At 37.4% G+C, this 18,824-nt stretch carries 20 protein-coding genes and 2 tRNA genes; 15 read left to right on the forward strand and 7 right to left on the reverse strand.

The features are described 5' to 3' along the window. Positions 1–6: 6 nt before the first annotated feature. Complete coding sequence (locus tag KJS44_RS02495; protein WP_008689983.1) at positions 7–984, reverse strand: ABC transporter substrate-binding protein; 978 nt, start codon at positions 982–984, stop codon at positions 7–9. 214 nt (positions 985–1,198) lie between these two features. Between KJS44_RS02495 and KJS44_RS02500 the strand changes: the two genes are divergently transcribed. Then, entirely contained in the window at positions 1,199–1,705 is a 507-nt protein-coding gene (locus tag KJS44_RS02500; RefSeq protein ID WP_008689982.1) for a cob(I)yrinic acid a,c-diamide adenosyltransferase, read from the forward strand. Between the two features lie 13 nt (positions 1,706–1,718). Further along, positions 1,719–2,192, forward strand: coding sequence for a YbaK/EbsC family protein (locus tag KJS44_RS02505; RefSeq protein ID WP_008689981.1), 474 nt, complete (start codon positions 1,719–1,721; stop codon positions 2,190–2,192). Between the two features lie 289 nt (positions 2,193–2,481). Here KJS44_RS02505 and KJS44_RS02510 read toward each other — a convergent pair whose 3' ends face one another. Next, complete coding sequence (locus tag KJS44_RS02510; RefSeq protein ID WP_008689980.1) at positions 2,482–3,714, reverse strand: VanZ family protein; 1,233 nt, start codon at positions 3,712–3,714, stop codon at positions 2,482–2,484. Positions 3,715–3,945: 231 nt separating this feature from the next. Here KJS44_RS02510 and KJS44_RS02515 point away from each other — a divergent pair, with 231 nt between their 5' ends. The 8 genes from KJS44_RS02515 (at position 3,946) to KJS44_RS02550 (ending at position 10,436) form a co-directional block, all read left to right on the forward strand. Further along, positions 3,946–5,403: an alanine/glycine:cation symporter family protein gene (locus KJS44_RS02515; protein WP_008689979.1), complete on the forward strand. Its 1,458-nt coding sequence runs from the start codon at positions 3,946–3,948 to the stop codon at positions 5,401–5,403. A 171-nt stretch (positions 5,404–5,574) separates the two neighbouring features. Then, complete coding sequence (locus tag KJS44_RS02520) at positions 5,575–6,021, forward strand: RrF2 family transcriptional regulator (RefSeq protein WP_008689978.1); 447 nt, start codon at positions 5,575–5,577, stop codon at positions 6,019–6,021. Then, positions 6,008–6,421, forward strand: coding sequence for a DUF302 domain-containing protein (locus KJS44_RS02525; protein WP_008689977.1), 414 nt, complete (start codon positions 6,008–6,010; stop codon positions 6,419–6,421). Before KJS44_RS02520 ends, KJS44_RS02525 begins: the two co-directional genes overlap by 14 nt. Beyond that, positions 6,415–6,651: a hypothetical protein gene (locus KJS44_RS02530; RefSeq protein ID WP_008689975.1), complete on the forward strand. Its 237-nt coding sequence runs from the start codon at positions 6,415–6,417 to the stop codon at positions 6,649–6,651. Before KJS44_RS02525 ends, KJS44_RS02530 begins: the two co-directional genes overlap by 7 nt. Positions 6,652–6,723: 72 nt before the next feature. Beyond that, positions 6,724–7,047, forward strand: coding sequence for a thioredoxin family protein (locus KJS44_RS02535; protein WP_008689973.1), 324 nt, complete (start codon positions 6,724–6,726; stop codon positions 7,045–7,047). A gap of 14 nt (positions 7,048–7,061) precedes the next feature. Then, positions 7,062–7,988 (forward strand): thioredoxin-disulfide reductase, encoded by a 927-nt coding sequence (gene trxB, locus KJS44_RS02540; protein WP_008689972.1) that lies wholly within the window; start codon positions 7,062–7,064, stop codon positions 7,986–7,988. A 179-nt stretch (positions 7,989–8,167) separates the two neighbouring features. Beyond that, positions 8,168–9,721 carry an ABC transporter permease/substrate-binding protein gene (locus KJS44_RS02545; protein ID WP_008689971.1) on the forward strand — a complete coding sequence of 518 codons (1,554 nt, stop codon included), beginning with the start codon at positions 8,168–8,170 and terminating at the stop codon, positions 9,719–9,721. Then, positions 9,714–10,436 carry an ATP-binding cassette domain-containing protein gene (locus tag KJS44_RS02550; RefSeq protein WP_008689970.1) on the forward strand — a complete coding sequence of 241 codons (723 nt, stop codon included), beginning with the start codon at positions 9,714–9,716 and terminating at the stop codon, positions 10,434–10,436. Before KJS44_RS02545 ends, KJS44_RS02550 begins: the two co-directional genes overlap by 8 nt. Before the next feature lie 152 nt (positions 10,437–10,588). Here the strand turns inward: KJS44_RS02550 and KJS44_RS02555 are convergent, their stop codons facing one another. Next, positions 10,589–11,659 (reverse strand): peptidoglycan-binding protein, encoded by a 1,071-nt coding sequence (locus KJS44_RS02555; RefSeq protein WP_008689969.1) that lies wholly within the window; start codon positions 11,657–11,659, stop codon positions 10,589–10,591. Beyond that, entirely contained in the window at positions 11,652–12,050 is a 399-nt protein-coding gene (locus tag KJS44_RS02560; RefSeq protein ID WP_008689968.1) for a carboxypeptidase regulatory-like domain-containing protein, read from the reverse strand. Before KJS44_RS02560 ends, KJS44_RS02555 begins: the two co-directional genes overlap by 8 nt. A 588-nt stretch (positions 12,051–12,638) precedes the next feature. Here KJS44_RS02560 and KJS44_RS02565 point away from each other — a divergent pair. Continuing rightward, positions 12,639–13,013 (forward strand): hypothetical protein, encoded by a 375-nt coding sequence (locus KJS44_RS02565; protein WP_008689967.1) that lies wholly within the window; start codon positions 12,639–12,641, stop codon positions 13,011–13,013. Between the two features lie 81 nt (positions 13,014–13,094). Here the strand turns inward: KJS44_RS02565 and KJS44_RS02570 are convergent, their stop codons facing one another. Continuing rightward, positions 13,095–13,892, reverse strand: coding sequence for a LytR/AlgR family response regulator transcription factor (locus KJS44_RS02570; RefSeq protein WP_008689966.1), 798 nt, complete (start codon positions 13,890–13,892; stop codon positions 13,095–13,097). Positions 13,893–14,072: 180 nt separating this feature from the next. Between KJS44_RS02570 and KJS44_RS02575 the strand changes: the two genes are divergently transcribed. Next, positions 14,073–14,759 (forward strand): N-acetylmuramoyl-L-alanine amidase, encoded by a 687-nt coding sequence (locus KJS44_RS02575; RefSeq protein WP_017144549.1) that lies wholly within the window; start codon positions 14,073–14,075, stop codon positions 14,757–14,759. A 148-nt stretch (positions 14,760–14,907) separates the two neighbouring features. Here the strand turns inward: KJS44_RS02575 and KJS44_RS02580 are convergent, their stop codons facing one another. Continuing rightward, complete coding sequence (locus KJS44_RS02580; protein WP_008689964.1) at positions 14,908–15,288, reverse strand: hypothetical protein; 381 nt, start codon at positions 15,286–15,288, stop codon at positions 14,908–14,910. A gap of 297 nt (positions 15,289–15,585) precedes the next feature. Further along, positions 15,586–16,425, reverse strand: a complete 840-nt coding sequence (locus tag KJS44_RS02585; protein WP_008689963.1) for a helix-turn-helix domain-containing protein — start codon at positions 16,423–16,425, stop codon at positions 15,586–15,588. An 858-nt stretch (positions 16,426–17,283) separates the two neighbouring features. Between KJS44_RS02585 and KJS44_RS02590 the strand changes: the two genes are divergently transcribed. The 3 genes from KJS44_RS02590 to KJS44_RS02600 all read left to right on the forward strand — a co-directional run bounded on the left by KJS44_RS02590 (position 17,284) and on the right by KJS44_RS02600 (position 18,665). After that, positions 17,284–17,360, forward strand: a tRNA-Ile gene (locus tag KJS44_RS02590). Positions 17,361–17,378: 18 nt separating this feature from the next. Next, positions 17,379–17,454: transfer RNA gene (locus KJS44_RS02595), tRNA-Ala, on the forward strand. Between the two features lie 554 nt (positions 17,455–18,008). Continuing rightward, positions 18,009–18,665: a hypothetical protein gene (locus tag KJS44_RS02600; RefSeq protein WP_008689962.1), complete on the forward strand. Its 657-nt coding sequence runs from the start codon at positions 18,009–18,011 to the stop codon at positions 18,663–18,665. Positions 18,666–18,824 lie beyond the last annotated feature (159 nt).

Raw genomic sequence — 18,824 nt, forward strand, 5'->3', positions numbered from 1 at the left:
ATCACCTTATTCTTCAATGAAGGTCGCACGTTTTGCCAAATCATCAGGAATGTTGATTTGGAGTTTTTCGGCAACTTTTTTATTAATCATCAGTTTGGTTTCTTTCGCTGTTTCAACAGGGATAGCAGATGGTTTTTTTCCATTTACCAAAATATCATAAGCCATAGCACCAGCCTGTTCTCCTAGTTTTTCATAGCTGATGGAATCACTAGCCAAAAGACCTGATTTCATTTGTCCATCTTCTGCCGCAAATACTGGAATTTTGGCATTTGTTGCCTTATCCGTAATGGTTGCGGTGGCAGCTACGACAGAGTTATCTGTAATGTTATAAATGCAGTCACAGCTACTTGCCAGCTGTTGTGCCGCTGTTGTAATTTCAGAAGCTTGAGAAATACCTTTCTTTACTACGGTAAAGCCGTAATCAGGTGCCATTTTTTCAACTTGTTCTACCTGTAACTTACCATTTGGCTCACCAATATTATAGATCATACCAATTTTTTTAGCTTTTGGTAAGAAGGTGCGAATGAGTTTAACTTGTGTTTCTAAAGGTGCTGCATCTGATACACCAGTAATATTCGCTCCCGGTTCTTCATTGCTTTTTACCAGCTTGGCATCTACGGCATCCGTTACCGCATTAAAAACTACCGGTGTGTCTTTGCCTACGGTTGCATTCGCCGCAGCTAATGCAGAAGGTGTCGCAATGGCATAAATCAAATCGACATCATCAGAGACGAATTGTTTTGTGATAATATCGTTTGTGGCTGTATCACCTAGGGCATTCTTTTCAACGAATTCAACTTCAATGCCTTTACCCTTGAGATATTTCGTAAAACCTTCTTTGGCACTATCCAAAGCCGGGTGTGTCATGTGTTGAACGATACCTATTTTGTACGTTTTGGCGGTTTCTGGTTTTGCTTCCTCGTTTTTTGTGCCACATCCACTGATGAGCAGACAGACAGCGAGAATTCCCATTAATTTTTTCATTGTTTCTCCTCTTTTCTTTTCCATATTATAGTTATGATGATACCTTCTTTTGTATGTAAAATCAACATTTTCATGAAAATATTTGCAAATAAATGCATTGCGCTTACATTTATTATTATAAAATGTAAAAATATTCAGTAATATCTGAATCTTCAAAGACAGATAGCCAACTCTGTGCTATACTAATACACAAACAGAAAGTAGGTGTTGCAGCATGCTGCATATTTATCATGGGGATGGTAAAGGAAAAACAACAGCCGCTTTGGGCTTGGTGATGCGCGAGCTGGGTCATGCACAAAAAGTGCTTGTTGTACAGTTTCTTAAGGATGGCAAGAGTGGGGAAATATCCTTTCTCAAACAGCAGCCACTTGTGACCTGCTTGTATTCTCCTATGCCAAAATTGTTTTACTATCAGATGGGGCAGGAAATGCGCGTAACAACGGCCTTATCTCAGCATGCCTTGTTTGAAACGGCGGAACAAACAGCTGCACAATATGCTTGCATTCTTCTGGATGAAGCTTTGGATGCATTGCAGTTGGGGATTCTTCAGGAAATTGAAATGCTTGCCTTTCTGAACGCAAACAAAGCGCGTGAAATTATACTAACGGGGCGCAATCCATCAAAGAACATTCTCGCATGTGGGGATTATATAACCCAGATGAAGCTGGAGAAGCATCCCTATCAAAAACAGCAGGCACCACGTAAAGGTGTGGAATATTAAGGAGGATAGCAAAATGGCAATTGAACTTGTACGCGAATATTTAAAAACTTATGGAAGAGAACAGGATATCATTGAACTGGATACATCAAGTGCAACGGTGGAATTAGCAGCTGCTGCGTTAGGCACAGAACCTGCTCATATCGCAAAATCAATGTCTTTTATGGGGAGTGATGGAGCACTCATCGTGGTATGTGCAGGCGATACAAAGGTCGATAATCATAAGTTTAAGGAATGTTTTGGAGTAAAAGCTAAAATGTTGCGAGGAGAGGATGTGGAGAAATATACCAATCATGCGATTGGCGGTGTCTGTCCTTTTGCAATACCACAGGATACCAAGGTGTATTTAGATGTATCATTAAAACGTTTTGCGCATGTCTATCCAGCATGTGGCAGTGCTAATTCAGCCATTCGTTTAACCTGTGAAGAACTCGCTGAATTAATTGGAAACGCTACATGGGTTGATGTCTGTAAGATCATAGAAAGCTAAGAGTTGCATGCATATGTGACTTTTTTTTGCGAAACATAAAGTTTCTTCCGGTAGTATCAAAAGATTCATCATACTTTTAGCATTATATTTAGACACCACAAGTTCGATAGCTTTGCTCATGGTGCTAACCAACAAACTAGGTTGTGGTTAGGTTTATCTATTTCATGCATAAGATGGGTGGTAAGATCTATGCGCAGATAAAAGATGATGACATGGCTTTTACCCTTGTCTTTTCATATTGATCAAATATAGAAAAAAGCAGTTATCTGCTTTTTTCTAACGAATTTGATTATAGTGTGTTTTCTATGTTTTCTTCAGCAACTTCTTCTGTGTTTGCGGTCTCTATCTTAGTTTCTTGCACAGCGGCTTTTGTAGTAACTTGAATCATAGAGTGATTTTTTAATTTCACAAGGCGTTCAAAATAGGCTGTTTTATTATGATGAAAGAGCATATGAATGCCTGTTTTTAGGGAAACCAAATAGAATGCGCATAGCAGCACAGCCAATGCCAATATGCAAATCTGATAGGTGGAAGGTATGGAAAAATAAATATCAAACAGCATCAATAACATTAATGGTATTGGCAATATAAATAGATACAGAGGAAAGAAATGTAGAAAATATTGATACCATTTTGGTCGTTCATCTTCCTCATTCACCAATTTTATCTTCACTAAGGCCTTACCGAAGGTCCAGCCTTTGGTAAAAATAGGCAAAATAAACAATAGTAGGGTAACAGAACACACAAGACAGCCATAAAAAACAAGGAGTGTTTGAAGGAAAGTTGTAATCGTAAAGTATTTTGTACATACATAATAAAGCAGAAAAGAAGCAATAAGGATAAATAGAACATCGCTGAAGAAGGCAACGACTCTACGCATTGAGGTAACCTGCTGTCCTTTTTGGAAGGCTTCTTCATCTAACTTTGAACGTGTTGGTAAGAAATGGACAAAGATAGGTGTTAAAACATAGCCACACATACCGCCAAAACTATTCGTGATAAGATCATCCACATCAAATAAACGATAAGGACGTGGATAAATACCAAATAGTGCACTTAGCTGCAGACATTCAAAGGATAAGGATAACATAAAACTGCCAAGCAGCGTTTTCTTCCAACTATATTGAAAATAGTAACGCAGATATACACCGAAAGGAACGGTTAATAAAACATTAAAGATGATTAAGTATAAGCTAGGCTCATTAAAGGCAGTTAAGTAAGTGGCGGGATCATTCCAGACGAGTGAGGTTGATGTTGTAAATTCCATTAAGGATTTAAAAGGAATCAGCTGCATGATTGGTTTGGTGTAATGCTGTACTTCTTCAATAGGTGGTAAAGGAAGGCTTACTAAGAAATACGCACAAAGTAGATAAAAGATAAAAGAATAGATAATCAAGACACGCAAAAAGAGGATACTGCCATAACGGCGGTATTGTACGATGATATAGGGAATCGTAAAAAGAGCTGCTAAAAAAGGAAAGATAAGCATTGCAGCAGTAATGGGAATCAGATATACAGACATAGACAAATACTCCTTCACTGTTTCGTATTATACCATAAGTTATCTTTTCATAGAAAAAAACAATAGGGCTTTAGGTATAAGCATGAAAGTATTCGACAATCTAACTATAGGAGTGTATCAGTAATCATTTGGCGGTAGAAAAAAAGTATGTTATAATGAGACGGCTGTGCGAAACACACCCAATCGTGCGATAAATGAACACACTTTTTTTATGGCCGTAAAGGGTATGGGATGCAAAAGCAAAAAGAAGGAGTGAACACATTGACAATACAAATGGTACTGGCAAATGTAAATGAATTTTTATATAGCAATATCTTACTTGCGTTATTGATTGGTACAGGAATATATTTCACGATACGGACACGGTTCGTGCAATTTCGCTTGTTGAAAGAAGGCATTTCTTTATTGATGGAAAAAGCACATACAGAGGATGGGGTATCTTCCTTTCAGGCCTTGATGATTTCAACAGCATCGCGTGTCGGTACCGGCAATATCGCTGGTGTGGCTACCGCGTTAGCAGCTGGAGGCGCAGGCTCTATCTTTTGGATGTGGGTAACGGCTTTGATAGGTGGGGCGAGTGCTTTTGTGGAATCGACCTTAGCACAGGTATATAAGGAACAAGATGGTGAACAGTATCGCGGCGGTCCGGCTTATTACATAGCGAAAGCTTTAGGCAAGCGCTGGCTGGGAGTTGTTTTTTCTTTACTGTTAATTGCCTGTTTCATTTTCGGATTTAATCCTTTACAGGCATATAATGTGAGCAGTGCCGTATCGTATTATTTTGAAGATCAAGAACTAGTAGCCGTCGTGATTGGTCTTATTTTGGCTATCGCTACAGCAGCGGTTATTTTTGGCGGTGTTCATCGTATCGGTATCATCTCTTCTACAGTAGTGCCGATTATGGCGTTGTTGTATATCATATTGGGACTTTATATCACCTTGGCAAATGTGCAGAAATTACCTGCCATTTTTGGCATGATCATGGAACAGGCCTTTGATCTGAAAGCTATCATGGGTGGTTTTGCCGGTTCTTGTGTGATGTATGGTATCAAAAGAGGATTATTTTCTAATGAGGCAGGAATGGGATCAGCACCAAATGCCGGCGCGAGTGCAGATGTATCACATCCGGTGAAGCAAGGTCTAGTGCAGACAATTTCGGTTTTTATTGATACGATTCTTATATGTACGACAACCGCATTTATGCTGTTGAATTATGGTAGTGATGCTAATTTGACCGGAATGCCTTATGTACAGCAGGCGATATCTGCTGAAGTCGGACAGGCAGGAATCCACTTTATCACCATTTCGATTTTCTTATTCGCTTTCTCTTCTCTAATTGGGAATTACTGCTATGCAGAAAGCAATTTGAAATTCATTTTGGATACAAAGCGTTCTTTATGTATCTTTCGAATATTGGCGATTGTTGTGATCTTCTTTGGAGCACAGGCTAGTTTCTCGACCATATGGGATCTAGCAGATGTGCTTATGGGCTTTATGGCAATCGTAAATATCATTGCCATCCTATTGCTGGGCAAGATTGCAATTACCTGTTTAAAAGATTATAGCGCACAGAAAAAACAGGGGAAAGATCCTGTTTTTGATCCTGAGCGTTTGGGCATCGCAAATGCGGATTGTTGGAAAGCTATTGTAAAAGATTATAAAGAAGACACATCGATGGATGATAAATGATTTCTATCGTTTTATGCATTATCAAAAAAGCGTAACAGGAATTAACATGTTCCTGTTTTTTTTATGCTTTTCTTTTTACAATGAAAAGAAGAGGGCTTCTTATTTGACGGATAGGGAAAAGCGGTTTATCCTATAAGTGTAATATAAAAAGTTACAATTGGAGGTGAGAGAATGCCAAGTGAGTTTATCATTGCTGTTCATGCAATGGCTTATCTGAGAAAGCATCCGCGTTTGATATCTAGTGAAGAGCTGGCCGAAAATATTTGTGTGAATCCGGTCAGGGTCAGAAAAGTGATGGCCAAGCTGAAAGCCTATGGTCTTATTGATACCAAGCAAGGATTAAGCGGAGGGTATTCTTTTTCTATTCAAAATGAAACAGTGACCTTAAGCCAAATCTATGATGCTTTACAGATGCGTATTTTTCACAGTAACTGGCGCAGTGGGAATGCGCATTTAAAATGTATCGTATCGAGTGGTATGGCACAGGTTATGGATGATCTATATGAAACAATGGAAGCTACCTGCTATGAGAAGTTAAAAGCCATATCCATTTGTGATGTCGTAAAGGAACTGGAACAGTTGTATGCGTTAAAGGAGAATACCAATGAAAGAAGATAAAGCAAAGCTCTTTGTAAAGAAGAGTGAATGTTCTGTAAAGACATGTGCACACTTCTTAAAAGAAGTGTTAAAGAAGAGAAAGATACCTATATTTGCTGTTTACGACCATGGGGAAAACGCAAAAACAGTTGGTATGGAAATGCCCGAAACGATTGTTATTGTATTTGGTAATCCCAGCATAGGGACAAAGCTTATGCTGGAGAATGCAGCCATAGCATTAGAATTGCCTTTAAAAATTGCGATTTGGGAAGAAGATCAGCATACCTACGTCGCAACGAATCGTCTGTTGCCCTTGGCCGAGCGTTATGGCATATGTGAAGTTGAAATTCTTCAACAAATGGAAGAATTGGTTGAAGAACTTGTATGGTTAACTGCCATGCAAAAGAGAAGTTTATGTTAAAAGAAGGAACGACTATTTATTTTTATGTACAAGGTTATCTGATGCAGGGGAAAGCCGTACATATCCAAGGTGATGAACAAGCATATACCTTTCATATCGAAGGCTATGGGGCATGCGCAGGGCCACATGTCCTACACTCTTCACAGTTGCATCACACCTTGTTCTTAAGTGAAGAAGAAGCAAAATTGTATCAAAACATAGAAGCTGCCTATTTAGAGAATACGTTTTAATTTATGATTCACAATTTACGCATTAACATCCAAATAACAATAAGATCTAATATGATCCAGGAGGAAAGCAATATGAGTTTCATTACAATCACCAACGAGAACGTTAACGAAGTTAAGGAACGTGAAACAGTAGTTGTCGAATTTTGGGCACCATGGTGTGGCTATTGCAAACGCTTAGCACCTGTTTTAAAACAAGTGGCTAAAGAACATGCAGAAGCATTTGATATTTTACAAATCAATATTGATGAATTTGAAACATTGGCAGAAGCCTATGGCATTGAAACCATACCGACACTTGCTCTCTTACATCATGGAAAGGCGCAAGATGCTTTGATAGCTCCACAATCAAAACATGAAGTACTGGCCTTTTTGAAAGAACATAAGCTAATTGCTTAAGAAAGGAAAGCAATATGAAACTTTATGATGTTATCATTATCGGCGGTGGTCCTGCCGGTTATAGTGCTGCTCTATATGCTGCTCGAAATGCCCGAAGCGTTTTAGTTATTGAAAAATTATCAGCCGGAGGGCAGATGGCTACTACAGGCATTGTGGAAAATTATCCTGGTTTTACCGATGGTATTGATGGCTTTGAACTGGCGGAAAAGATGCAGGAAGGTGCCGAAAAGTTTGGGGCGGAAACAGTTTATGATACCGTGATTCAGGTTGAATTGAAAAACAATCCAAAAATCATTCACGGAGAAGAAGCTGACTACTATGGGAAAACAGTTGTGATTGCTACCGGTGCTCATCCAAGAGAATTAGGATTGGCAAAAGAAGCACAACTGCGTGGAAAAGGAATTGCTTATTGTGCAACTTGTGATGGGATGCTTTATAAAGGGAAAGATGTACTCGTTGTCGGTGGTGGCAACTCCGCCATTGCAGATGCTCTGTTTTTATCCAAAATCTGTCATCGTGTAACCTTGATTCATCGCCGTCATGAGTTAAGAGCATCGCGGATTTATGAGAAACAGTTGGCAAACAGTAAGATTGCTTTCCTATGGGATAGTCGAGTCGTTGATATTATCGCTGATAAAAAAGTCACCGGAGCGAAAATTGAAAATTTACTTACACATGAGATACAAGAGCTTTCCTGCGATGGTATCTTTGTGGCAATCGGACGTGTCCCGGATGCACAGCTATTCAAAGCACAGCTGACTTTTGATAACAATGGATATATCCTTGCAGATGAATCCACACGAACCAATGTGGAAGGTGTCTTTGCCATCGGTGATGTACGTAGCAAGGCTCTTCGACAGATTATCACTGCAGCCAGTGATGGCGCAACCTGTTCCAAATATATTGAAGATTATTTAAATGAACAAGAACATGCTGTTTAAAAACTTAAGGAAGAAACGATACTTCTAAAAGTCCTAGACAAACAGGTGAAACCACCTGATGACACAAAAAACAAGAGAGCATTCTTACAGAAGAAATCCATTAGGACAACGTATAGATCTGTATTTTATGGATTATCTGCTCTGACAATGCCTCTTTCTTAACGAAGGAGAGAAAAGGTATGATTGAAAGCTTATGGGAATTTTACCGAACCCGCTACGATTTTATTGTTCCATTGATTATTGAACATTTGCAGATTGCCGTTATTGCTATCATCGCCGCAACGATGATTGGTGTATCTCTTGGCATTTTTATTCATGAAAAGAAACGTTTATCCCCCATTGTTTTGGGACTTGTCAGCTTTCTTTATACAATTCCCTCAATTTCTATGTTGGGCTTTCTCATTCCCTTTAGTGGTATCGGCAATAAAAGTGCTATCATCGCTTTGACTATTTATGCTTTATTGCCGATTATACGCGCTACCTTTACCGGCTTGGAAAATGTAGATGCAGATATCATAGAAGCTGCCCGAGGAATGGGCAGTACACGAAAACAGATTCTATTTCAGATTAAACTGCCCTTAGCAATGCCGGTTATGTTATCGGGTTTTAAAAATATGACCGTTATGACAATTGCCTTGGCCGGTATTGCATCCTTTATCGGAGCTGGAGGACTCGGTGTTGCGATTTATCGTGGAATTACTACGAACAATATGACGATGACGATTGCCGGTAGTCTGGCGGTTGCTCTACTAGCCTTTCTTTGTGATATTTTGATCGGCTGTATGGAACGCTTTTTGCGCAATCGCCGGCATACACAAAAAACGAAGCATCGTGTTATGCTAAGTATTTTGGCTGTTTTCATCGCGCTTAGCGCTGGCCTCTTTTATACACCACATAAAAAAGAAGTGCTTCATCTGGCAACGAAACCGATGAGCGAAGAATTTATTATCGGGGAAATGCTGAAACAGCTTATTGAAGATCGTACTGGAATTTCTGTAGTAATCACAAAAGGTGTCGGCGGCGGTACTAGCAACATCCATCCGGCAATGGTCAAAGGAGATTTTGACTTGTATCCGGAATATACAGGAACCTCATGGAGCTTTGTCTTAAAAGAAAAAGAACTGCCGGATGATGCTACCTTATTCAAAGAACTCAATCAGCAATATCAAAAAAACTATCATATGGAATGGGTAGGTTTATATGGCTTCAATAATACGTATGGAATCGCAGTAACTAAAAAATTGGCAGATACGTACCATTTAAAAACGTATTCTGATTTGGCGGCTGTCTCACATAAACTCTCTTTTGGCGGGGAATATGATTTCTATGAGCGTGAGGATGGCTATGATGCATTAACGATGGCTTATGGATTTCACTTTAAAAAGACGAGGGATCTTGATATCGGCTTAAAATATGATGCCTTAGAAAATGGCGAGACGGATGCCATTATTGCCTTTACGACAGATGGGCGTTTAAGTAGTCCTAATATCGTATTGCTACAGGATGATAAACATTTTTTCCAAACTTATTATGCAGGAACAATCATTCGTCAGGATACCTTAAAAAAATATCCTGAATTACGCCAAGTGCTGATGCTGATGAATAATCTGATCAGTGAAAAAGAAATGGCCGCAATGAATCATGAAGTAGAAACCCAGAAAAAGAATGAGGCGGATGTTGCACGCGCCTTTCTCATAAAAAAAGGTCTGTTGGAGGTGAAGAACCATGAGTGAAATCATTTGTAACCATGTGAAAAAAGCCTATGGAGAGACAATCGTATTGCATGATGTTTCCTTTACGATACAACCTCATGAACGCATCAGTATCATCGGTGGCAGTGGCAGTGGTAAAACAACATTACTTAAGCTGTTAAACGCTCTTATTCTGCCGGATGAAGGCAGTATTCAAATCGATGGCATTGATATCAGTACCATGGATGCCAACCTCTTACGTCAAAGTATCGGTTATGTCATTCAAAGCATTGGCCTATTTCCGCATATGACGATTTATGACAATATTACTTATGTATTACGTTTAAAGAAATGGGATGCCATACGCATGCAGCAGCGTGTGGAAGAATTACTGCATATAGTTGATTTGGATGCTACTTTATTAACACGTTATCCTGATGAATTAAGTGGTGGACAGAAACAGCGTGTTGGCATTGCTAGAGCATTAGCGGCAGATCCTAAGGTTGTTTTGATGGATGAAGCTTTTGGCGCCGTAGATGAAATAACCCGACATACCTTGCAAGAAGAGTTGTTAAGAATACATGCTGTCGATCCTTTCACTCTGGTATTTGTGACGCATGATATCAAAGAAGCTTTATATTTAGGAGAGCGCGTCATGGTGATGAAAGATGGATGTGTCGAACAATTCGATACCGCACAACACATTCGTCAGCATCCTAAAACAGCTTTTGTGAAACAATTATTATCTTATTTGTAAAGTATATTCTATGTGCAGGGGATGCTAATAATGTAGTGCTATGTAAGAAGATTCTTTTAACTAGAACCTTCTTTTTTGTTTATAAAGGTGTATACACTTTATGAACATAGATGAGACAAACCCCTTTCCTACGGATATCGACAAAAAATCGATTATTGGGTTAATGCAATATACGTTTCATAAATGGTATTCCAAGTTACTTGTCCGACAAGACCATCTTGTGCTAATCCAAATTCTCTTTGGAAAGCTCGCACGGATCGCTCCAATCCGGCCCCAAAACGACTATCGATATCAACAGGGGGGATATTGGTATAAGTTTGGGCAATGACAGATAAGAAATACTGTAGTTGCTGCACCTCAATACCGACATCTCCCCGCCGCAATACGCGGCCTGTCCATAAACCGGTAAAATAACCCTGTGGTCTGCCAAGACTGCCTAATTCAGCTAATTTTCTTACAGCCACATAAATACGAGATATCTGATTCCATGTTGTCTGACCGACAATACCATCTACACTCAAATTGAATTGTTGTTGGAAAGTTCTGACAGCGCGTTCTGTTACTTCTCCAAAGATACCATCCGGTGGATAGATAAGGGGAATATTTGGATAATTGACAGCGATGCCATTCAACAGTTCCTGTATGATGAAGACATTTTGTCCTTGAGAGCCTCTTCTTAGCGCATAACCGGGATAGGAGGGTGTGATATATTGTACATTATCCGTTTCGCGAAATTGCATCGTATCGCCATAGTAATAACGAATAATGCGCGTAGAATCAAAGCCGCGATTTGCTAAATCAAGTGTACCCCATTGTTTCATGCCAGGGCATTGAGCAATCTTACCATCACAATATTCTGCATAATAAGGTTCACGGAAATATGGCTTTTGCAGGAATTGACCAATAACTTCATCAACAACAGCTGCGACACTGTCATAAATATTACGTCCTTTCACAAAAGCCTGATCATAAGCTGTTGAATTGGTGATATCAAAGGGATAGCCACGACCACGATACCATTCTGTATATACACGATTCAACACCAGTGACATCTGTGCCCAGATGTTAGCTCGCAAGGCCTCATATGGCCAGGTCGGATAGATTTCTGAGGATGCGACATTTTTCAAATAATATACAAAATCTACCGTCAGATTTTCAGCTGCCGTATTCGGTCTGCCCAGATGTACTGTAATTGTTCTGGGTATGATGATTTCCTCAAGCATACGTTCTTCCTGTGCCAGTAAATAATTTATGTTCGCCTAAATCATTCTCATTACGCCCTGGCGTTTCTCCTTTCTTTTCTCTTAAAATCACGGTAAGCGTTGATCCAATATCCGCAAAGATCTGTACATTGTGCACGACTTCAGTATCATATTCCACATGACTTACTTCAACACTGTATGTGGAATAGGGACGTCTTGCTGTGGTACTTTGTTGGGATAAGGAAGGATGTGGCGCTTCTAACGCAATTTCTTTACATCGCCCCATTGCATCTGTTTTCTCACATACGACTTGTCGTACCATAAGATTACCATTAAAAATGGTGACAGTCGCATTGCTGACTGGCAGGGATTGTTCATTATAGACTTCTATACGTAAATATCCTTGTGGCAAATCAACCACCTCCATTACAACGTATGCAAATAGGGATACACATCGTGGTCATTTATCCATGAAACCCATAGATTCCTCAAAAGAACACAAGTTTTTTCATGAAGTTTCCAAAGAATATGGACGAATTTTCACATTTACGCTATACTGAAGATGCAAGAGCTCTCCTTTCTTATGTGTGTAAAAAATAAAAAAATTGAGATCTCTTGCATTTTTTTATGACTTTTTTGCATTTGCCCTTATAAAAGCAAAGAATTCTATCTTAATATTTCCTATCATAAAAAGTAACTTATAAAATAGGCAAATTTAGAAAAGGATTGGTTTTTTATTAACTGTCTTTATCTTTATATCTATGTATTTCCTTATAATGGGTGTTGACAGTTACTTTTTACATATGATTCCTAAAAAATATTATTTACGCAATAATCTAATTTGCTGTTATGAAATTCAGCACCGTTTACGTAGCATCTTCCGTATCTAAATGCACACATGCGTTAAGTAAAAAAAGTAATATCTTACAAGAAAATGTATAATTCTTATGGTATACTATAACCGCAAAACTATATTCAGAAGATTTGGAAAGGAGAACCTATGAACGACGCAAAATTAGAAAAACAAAAAGCAAAGCTTGTAGAAGCCAAATTGATGGATGAACAGGATACCTTAATTGATTTTTTACAAGCAAGTTATGTGGAACGCTTAATTGGCAAAATGGGCAAATGGAAACAAGGATGGGCATATTTTACAGAAGAACGCTTGATTATTGTGACAGGACTATTAAATGCTGATATCGTAATTCCGTATAAAAATATTAAAGAATTGGAAAAATGCTCACAGGGCTTTATGCCAATCGGTATTTCCATTACTCATGAAGATATGGAAACCGGAAAGATAACGACCGATAAAATTTCCATGATGAAACGTGATAAATGGATGAGTTTTATTACTGAAAAAGCAGGACTGTAATAGTACAAAAAAAGGGAATCTGAAAGAAACTCCAAAGTTTGGATATCCAAATGAAATGGGGCAATTTCAATCTTCCCTTTTTTAATTTTCTTTCCATAACTGCATTTGCAGTTCCATATAGCGTTGTTTGCCAATAGGCAGCTTCGTACCATTACTTAAAGTTGCACAATAGCGATGTATCTGTTTAATATAGTGGCGATTTACTAAATAACTGCGATGAATTCGTAAGAATAGAGGATGATCAAATTCACGTAAGGTCATCCTTGTCACAAAGGATTCCTCTGCTGTATAAATGGTACATAACTTATTATTCGATACAATATAAAGAATTTCCATTGGAGACAAGAAATGTAGTTGATGATGCATGTCCTTGATGCGAATCTTATTCATAGGGTTCTCTAATCGTATGGTATCTTCGTGTGCGCTGGTACCGTTTTTATAAAAATACAGCTTCTTTTTTTGCTCATTGTTGGAAGCCGGCGTGTTTACATGACATGCCTGTGCGTGGATGAGATGCAATTTTTGTTGCTTGTTTAATTGCCAGATAAAAGTAAAATGAATGATAGTTGAAATCACTTTGGTTGTCGGCAATGTTGCGGTCGCGCAAAATCTTCCATACACGACCCATGTTTTTTCTTCTTGTGTCAACAGGGTGTATTCTTCATGAGATATATGCAGCTGTCCGCTAACTTCAACGTTTTTTAATACATGGATAAAGGCTTCTTTACCACTGATATATTGGTTCGTATAATCACCAATCCAGACAAAATCATCATCTAATAAATATTGAAACATGATGATATCGCGATTCATCAATGCATGAACAAAGTCTTTTGAATGATTTAAAACATCCTGATAGGTGAAATGCTGATTCATCATAGCATCTTTACCTCCCATATAATCTTTATTTATTATACCGCTATTTTTATTTTTATGTGAATTTTTAGCAATACTTTTCTTTTAAAAGGTTAAAAAAACGAATAAGGTGTGGAAAATTATTAATTTTACTGGAACAGCTCTTTTTCTAGCCTTGACCTCATACACTGTATTGGTGAGAGAATGAAAAAAAGAAAAATGTTTTTGGGACTAGGTCTGATATTGACCTTACTGATCACATCGGTATTTCATACACATCTTGTAAATGTAGAAGCAGAAAAAGATAGGAAAGTATTAGATGGCGTGGTCGTTGTCTTGGATGCCGGTCATGGGGGCAAGGATGATGGGGCACGCTGTGAAAATGAAAAAGAACAAGATATCAATTTAAGTATCGTAAAAAAACTTCAAAAACAGTTACAAACAAAAGGCGCAGAAGTTATTTTAACAAGAGATGGAAAATATGACTTGGCTAGTGCTAACGCGAGTAATCGCAAACGGGAAGACATGAAGAAACGTATGGAGATCATCAATGCAGATAAGGTCGATGTTTTTTTAAGTGTGCATCTGAATTCCTATCCAAATAACAGTGTACACGGAGCACAGGCATTCTATCAAAAAGGGAATGCTGTCTCTGAAACCTTTGCTAAGCTCATCCAAAAGCATTTTAAAGTATTAACGCAAACAAAGATGAGCGCTAAACCAGGAGATTATTATTTGTTAAACAATGCGAAAAAAATCGGTTCTTTAGTTGAATGTGGCTTCCTATCAAATCCAGAAGATCGCAGCAATTTAAAAAGTCCTTCTTATCAAGAAAAAGTAGCACAATGTTTATGCAATAGTATCGTAGAATATTTCGATTTTTTATTGTAGTTCACTATTATAAGCATGGTGTAAAGTGGAAAAAATCTTTGGTATTACAGCGACATGAGAATATTTAACTAACATAGCATTAGTTATAAGACAGGATTGCAAACAAAAACTTAAAGGTAGGAATGATATAAATGAGAAAACTTAACTATTAGCATGTGTCGCTTCTAAATAGAATAATACTTTTATAAATAATAAATGGGATGAACCCAATTATTCCAGCCAATGTGTAAAATGGAAATGTAATAAATCCTATAAAAATTTTAGGAGCAATCGGGGTTAACCATTTTTTTGCAATACTATTATAAAAAATACCCCCAATAGCTATCCCTGCTAAAAGACAACCAAAATTGATAATACTCTTCGTTAGTCCTATAGGCTCTGAAGAAGACATATTATGACTGGCTAAAAGTGCCATAAACGTAGGATCTTTATATTGATTTATTTGATAGATTGCGAAGAAATAACCAATTATACAACCAACAATCAAAAAGACACAAATAAATAAGATTTGTTTTAATTCTTTTTTCATATTCATCTTCCTTTAAAATACCATTGTTTTTGTGCTCATTATATCACGTTTTTTTATGCATAATTCTTTTTCCTTTTGAAAAGTTACTTATCAATTCATGCATTTTAAGCGTGCGAAAGCATTGCTTATGCAACAAGTACAGAACAAACTATCATTCTGATAAGTTTAGGACATTGAAGCAAAAAAATAGGAATGCGTATATGTAAAATCAATGCGCATGCCTATCGATATTGTTCATTTGATATATAATAAAAAGAAACGGCTGTTTTGATAATAATTTCAAAACAGCCGTATCTATTAAGCGCTTTTTGATTTACTTTTCAGCAACCCTTTTTTCTCTACATAGTCATAGATAAATAAAGCAATCGCTATTATTAGCAATAGGAAGATTGCCATAAAATCCCAAACATCAAAGAGAGGCGTTTCTGTTGTTTTAAAAAGTAAAACATTGATAATAACCACTAATGGTATAGCTAATAATGTAATTGTTCCAAGAGCAATTAATTTTCTTGTTTTGCCGATACGATAAATGACCGCAAGCATTATCCACAAAAACACAAGAATAATCAATGATATCGCTGTTCCAAGTGGGAACAACTCTTTCACCTTTAAAATTCGGCTAAGCAAATATAGGTACGGTATGATTGAAACGCTAAGTGATATTAAGCTCTTTACGATACCCTTTTTGCCAAACATAATGCTTGGAAAAGATATAACCCATACAAACACAATAGAAGTCATGGAAATAAGGGACCATGATAGATTACCGGTTATGGTAATATCACAAATAACACATACCATCATTCCAATCAAAAGTGTTATTGTAAATAGTGTTGAAATAACGACATTCTTTGCTATGTTGTTTTCGTCCTTTCTTTTTAAAGCAATTAAATTTTCATCTGCTTTTCTTTCTAAACTATCCATAGTAACTTTTTCTCCACTCAATAACTCATTTACTGTAATTCCAAGTAATTTGCAGAGTTCTAACATAATAGATGAATCTGGCATACTTTTACCGGTTTCCCACTTGGACACAGCTCTGTCTGTAATGCTTAGTCTTTCTGCGAGTTGCGCTTGTGTTAATTTTTTCTCTTTGCGGCATCTCGCAATAAACTTACCTGTTTTTATTTGATCCATTGAGCGTTCTCCTTTCACCATTACAATACACGTGTTTTCTATTTTATAACACGAACTATTGGTTGAGTATGCTAAATTCAACTGTTGGTTTGGTGATTATAATACATTTACTAATAAATTCATTGGACAATCTAGCAATTTTACTTATCTGTTTGATTTCCATCAGACATCAACAGTTTTTTTGCTGCTAGGACAAGACATATAGTTTCATTCCTTTTTATCTTTAAAACAAAGTCTAACAATATAATTATATGCGGGCAATCGATGAAAAGCAATAAACAGAACATATGTTAAATTTTAAGACTGTAATCTTTTCTTAAGGTTCTTACATGGAAATGATTTTAACAGAAAAAAGGCACTACTCTTGAACAGAAGAAAAGCAACTTTGGTAGGTTTGTTGCTGTTATGGAAAGTATGTGGGTAACATGGAATTCATGCTACGCATAATTTATAAAGAGCAGATGTCCAGACGTAAAATTATATGGTTAACGTTTTTCAGAAAGTGGATATTGTTTTAAACAGCGTTGAAGGACCCATTTCTATACAAAATTTAAAGACACTGAGAAACTGAAGAATATGGCATAACCTTAGTAGGGGATGATACCACCTAATACGGAGAACTCATCAAATATGTTGAAAGACTTCCATAAGATGTGGTATGCAAGACATGAGATATAAAAAATTATTCATGATGTGGAGAATTGCGGTTAGAAGATATACTTCTATGTAGTCAAAAACCCTTTAGTTATAGGCTTTTTTAACACTTTATAAAAAAAACAAAAAAATTTTATTTTTTTAAAAAAAGTTGTTGACACATTAGATATCCCATGGTATTATATATGGGCATTCGATGGAAACGGGCCTGTAGCTCAGGTGGTTAGAGCGCACCCCTGATAAGGGTGAGGTCGTTGGTTCAAGTCCATTCAGGCCCACCATCGAATTTAAATATACATGGGGTTTTAGCTCAGCTGGGAGAGCACCTGCCTTGCACGCAGGGGGTCATCGGTTCGATCCCGATAAGCTCCACCAATAAACACATTCGATTCCGAAGTATCGGGATCTTTTTTTTGCATTAATCTTAAAAGGTATAAACTTGGCAAGGCAGTTGCCAAACAAGAAGGTATGAATCATTTGCATAAAGAAATCTAATAAACACATTCGATTCCGAAGTATCGGGATCTTTCTTTTGCATCAATCTTAAAAGGTATAAACTTGGCAAGGCAGGTGCCAAATAAGAAGGTATGAATCGTTTGCATAAAGAAATCTAATAAACACATTCGATTCTGAAGTATCGGGATCTTTATTGCATCAATCTTAAAAGGTATAAACTTGGCAAGGCAGGTGCCAAATAAGAAGGTATGAATCGTTTGCATAAAGAAATCTAATAAACACATTCGATTCCGAAGTATCGGGATCTTTATTGCATTAATCTTAGAAGGTATAAACTTGGCAAGGCAATTGCTAAACAAGAAAGTATAGATTTTTTTCATAAACGTATGCTGTACCACCTGAATGTGCAAAGATTTGCTTAAGGTAGTTGCAATCTTATAAAAATAGTGTACTATTACAAAAGGTGATAAAAAATGAAATATATCAATGGAAAAGAATTACTCATGTTTCTAGAACCTCCGATTACAAGACTATCCGTATTTGAGGCAGAAACTGTCGATGCAGCGCTCATCATGTGTGCGGAAGCATTCAAAAAATTAGAAACCGAATTTCAGGTGACAATTGACTTTGCGACCTTCAAATACCAACTGTTAAAAACGATGGGAGAATTTTTACGTGCCTGTCGTGAAAACGAACATGAATGTTTACAGCAGCCAAGAGCACACATTGCCCAAGAACGCTATGAAGCTTTAGCAATTGATATAGCGCAATGGCCTAAGCACTTACAAAAAAATAATGCAGAAAACTTCTTTATCATAGAATATTGTTTGTGTTATGCCAATATTTTAAGCCGCTATCTTATGGACAGTGGTTTACCAAAAGAATTTAGCTGTCGCTTAGCCAATGATGCGGCAATCAAACTGGCACAGTGGTGTGATGAGAATTGTGTCAAGAAGTGTGCATATGAATGTATACGACGCAGCTCTTCAAACGGATATTGTACCTTATGCAGCTTTATGATCCAACCAATGGCTTGCCCTAAGAAACAGGAAATTCCATATGCTCGCTTACAGTTGGAAGAGGATGATTTACAATGCATGCGTCCAGAAAATTTAACGTTAGGATCCTGAATTAGGATCTTTTTTTATTACATTAGGAAGTATACGGTAAGGGAAAGAATGCGAGAATGGAAAGGGGTCAAACTTGTCAAGCCAGATAAAAGCAGTTTATCGGAATGGTTATTTTTTAAGATTTCTTTTGTATTTCAAAATTGACAAATACACAAAAAT

This window comes from Longicatena caecimuris (assembly GCF_018406465.1).
Classification (GTDB): Bacteria; Bacillota_I; Bacilli_A; order Erysipelotrichales; family Erysipelotrichaceae; genus Longicatena; species Longicatena caecimuris.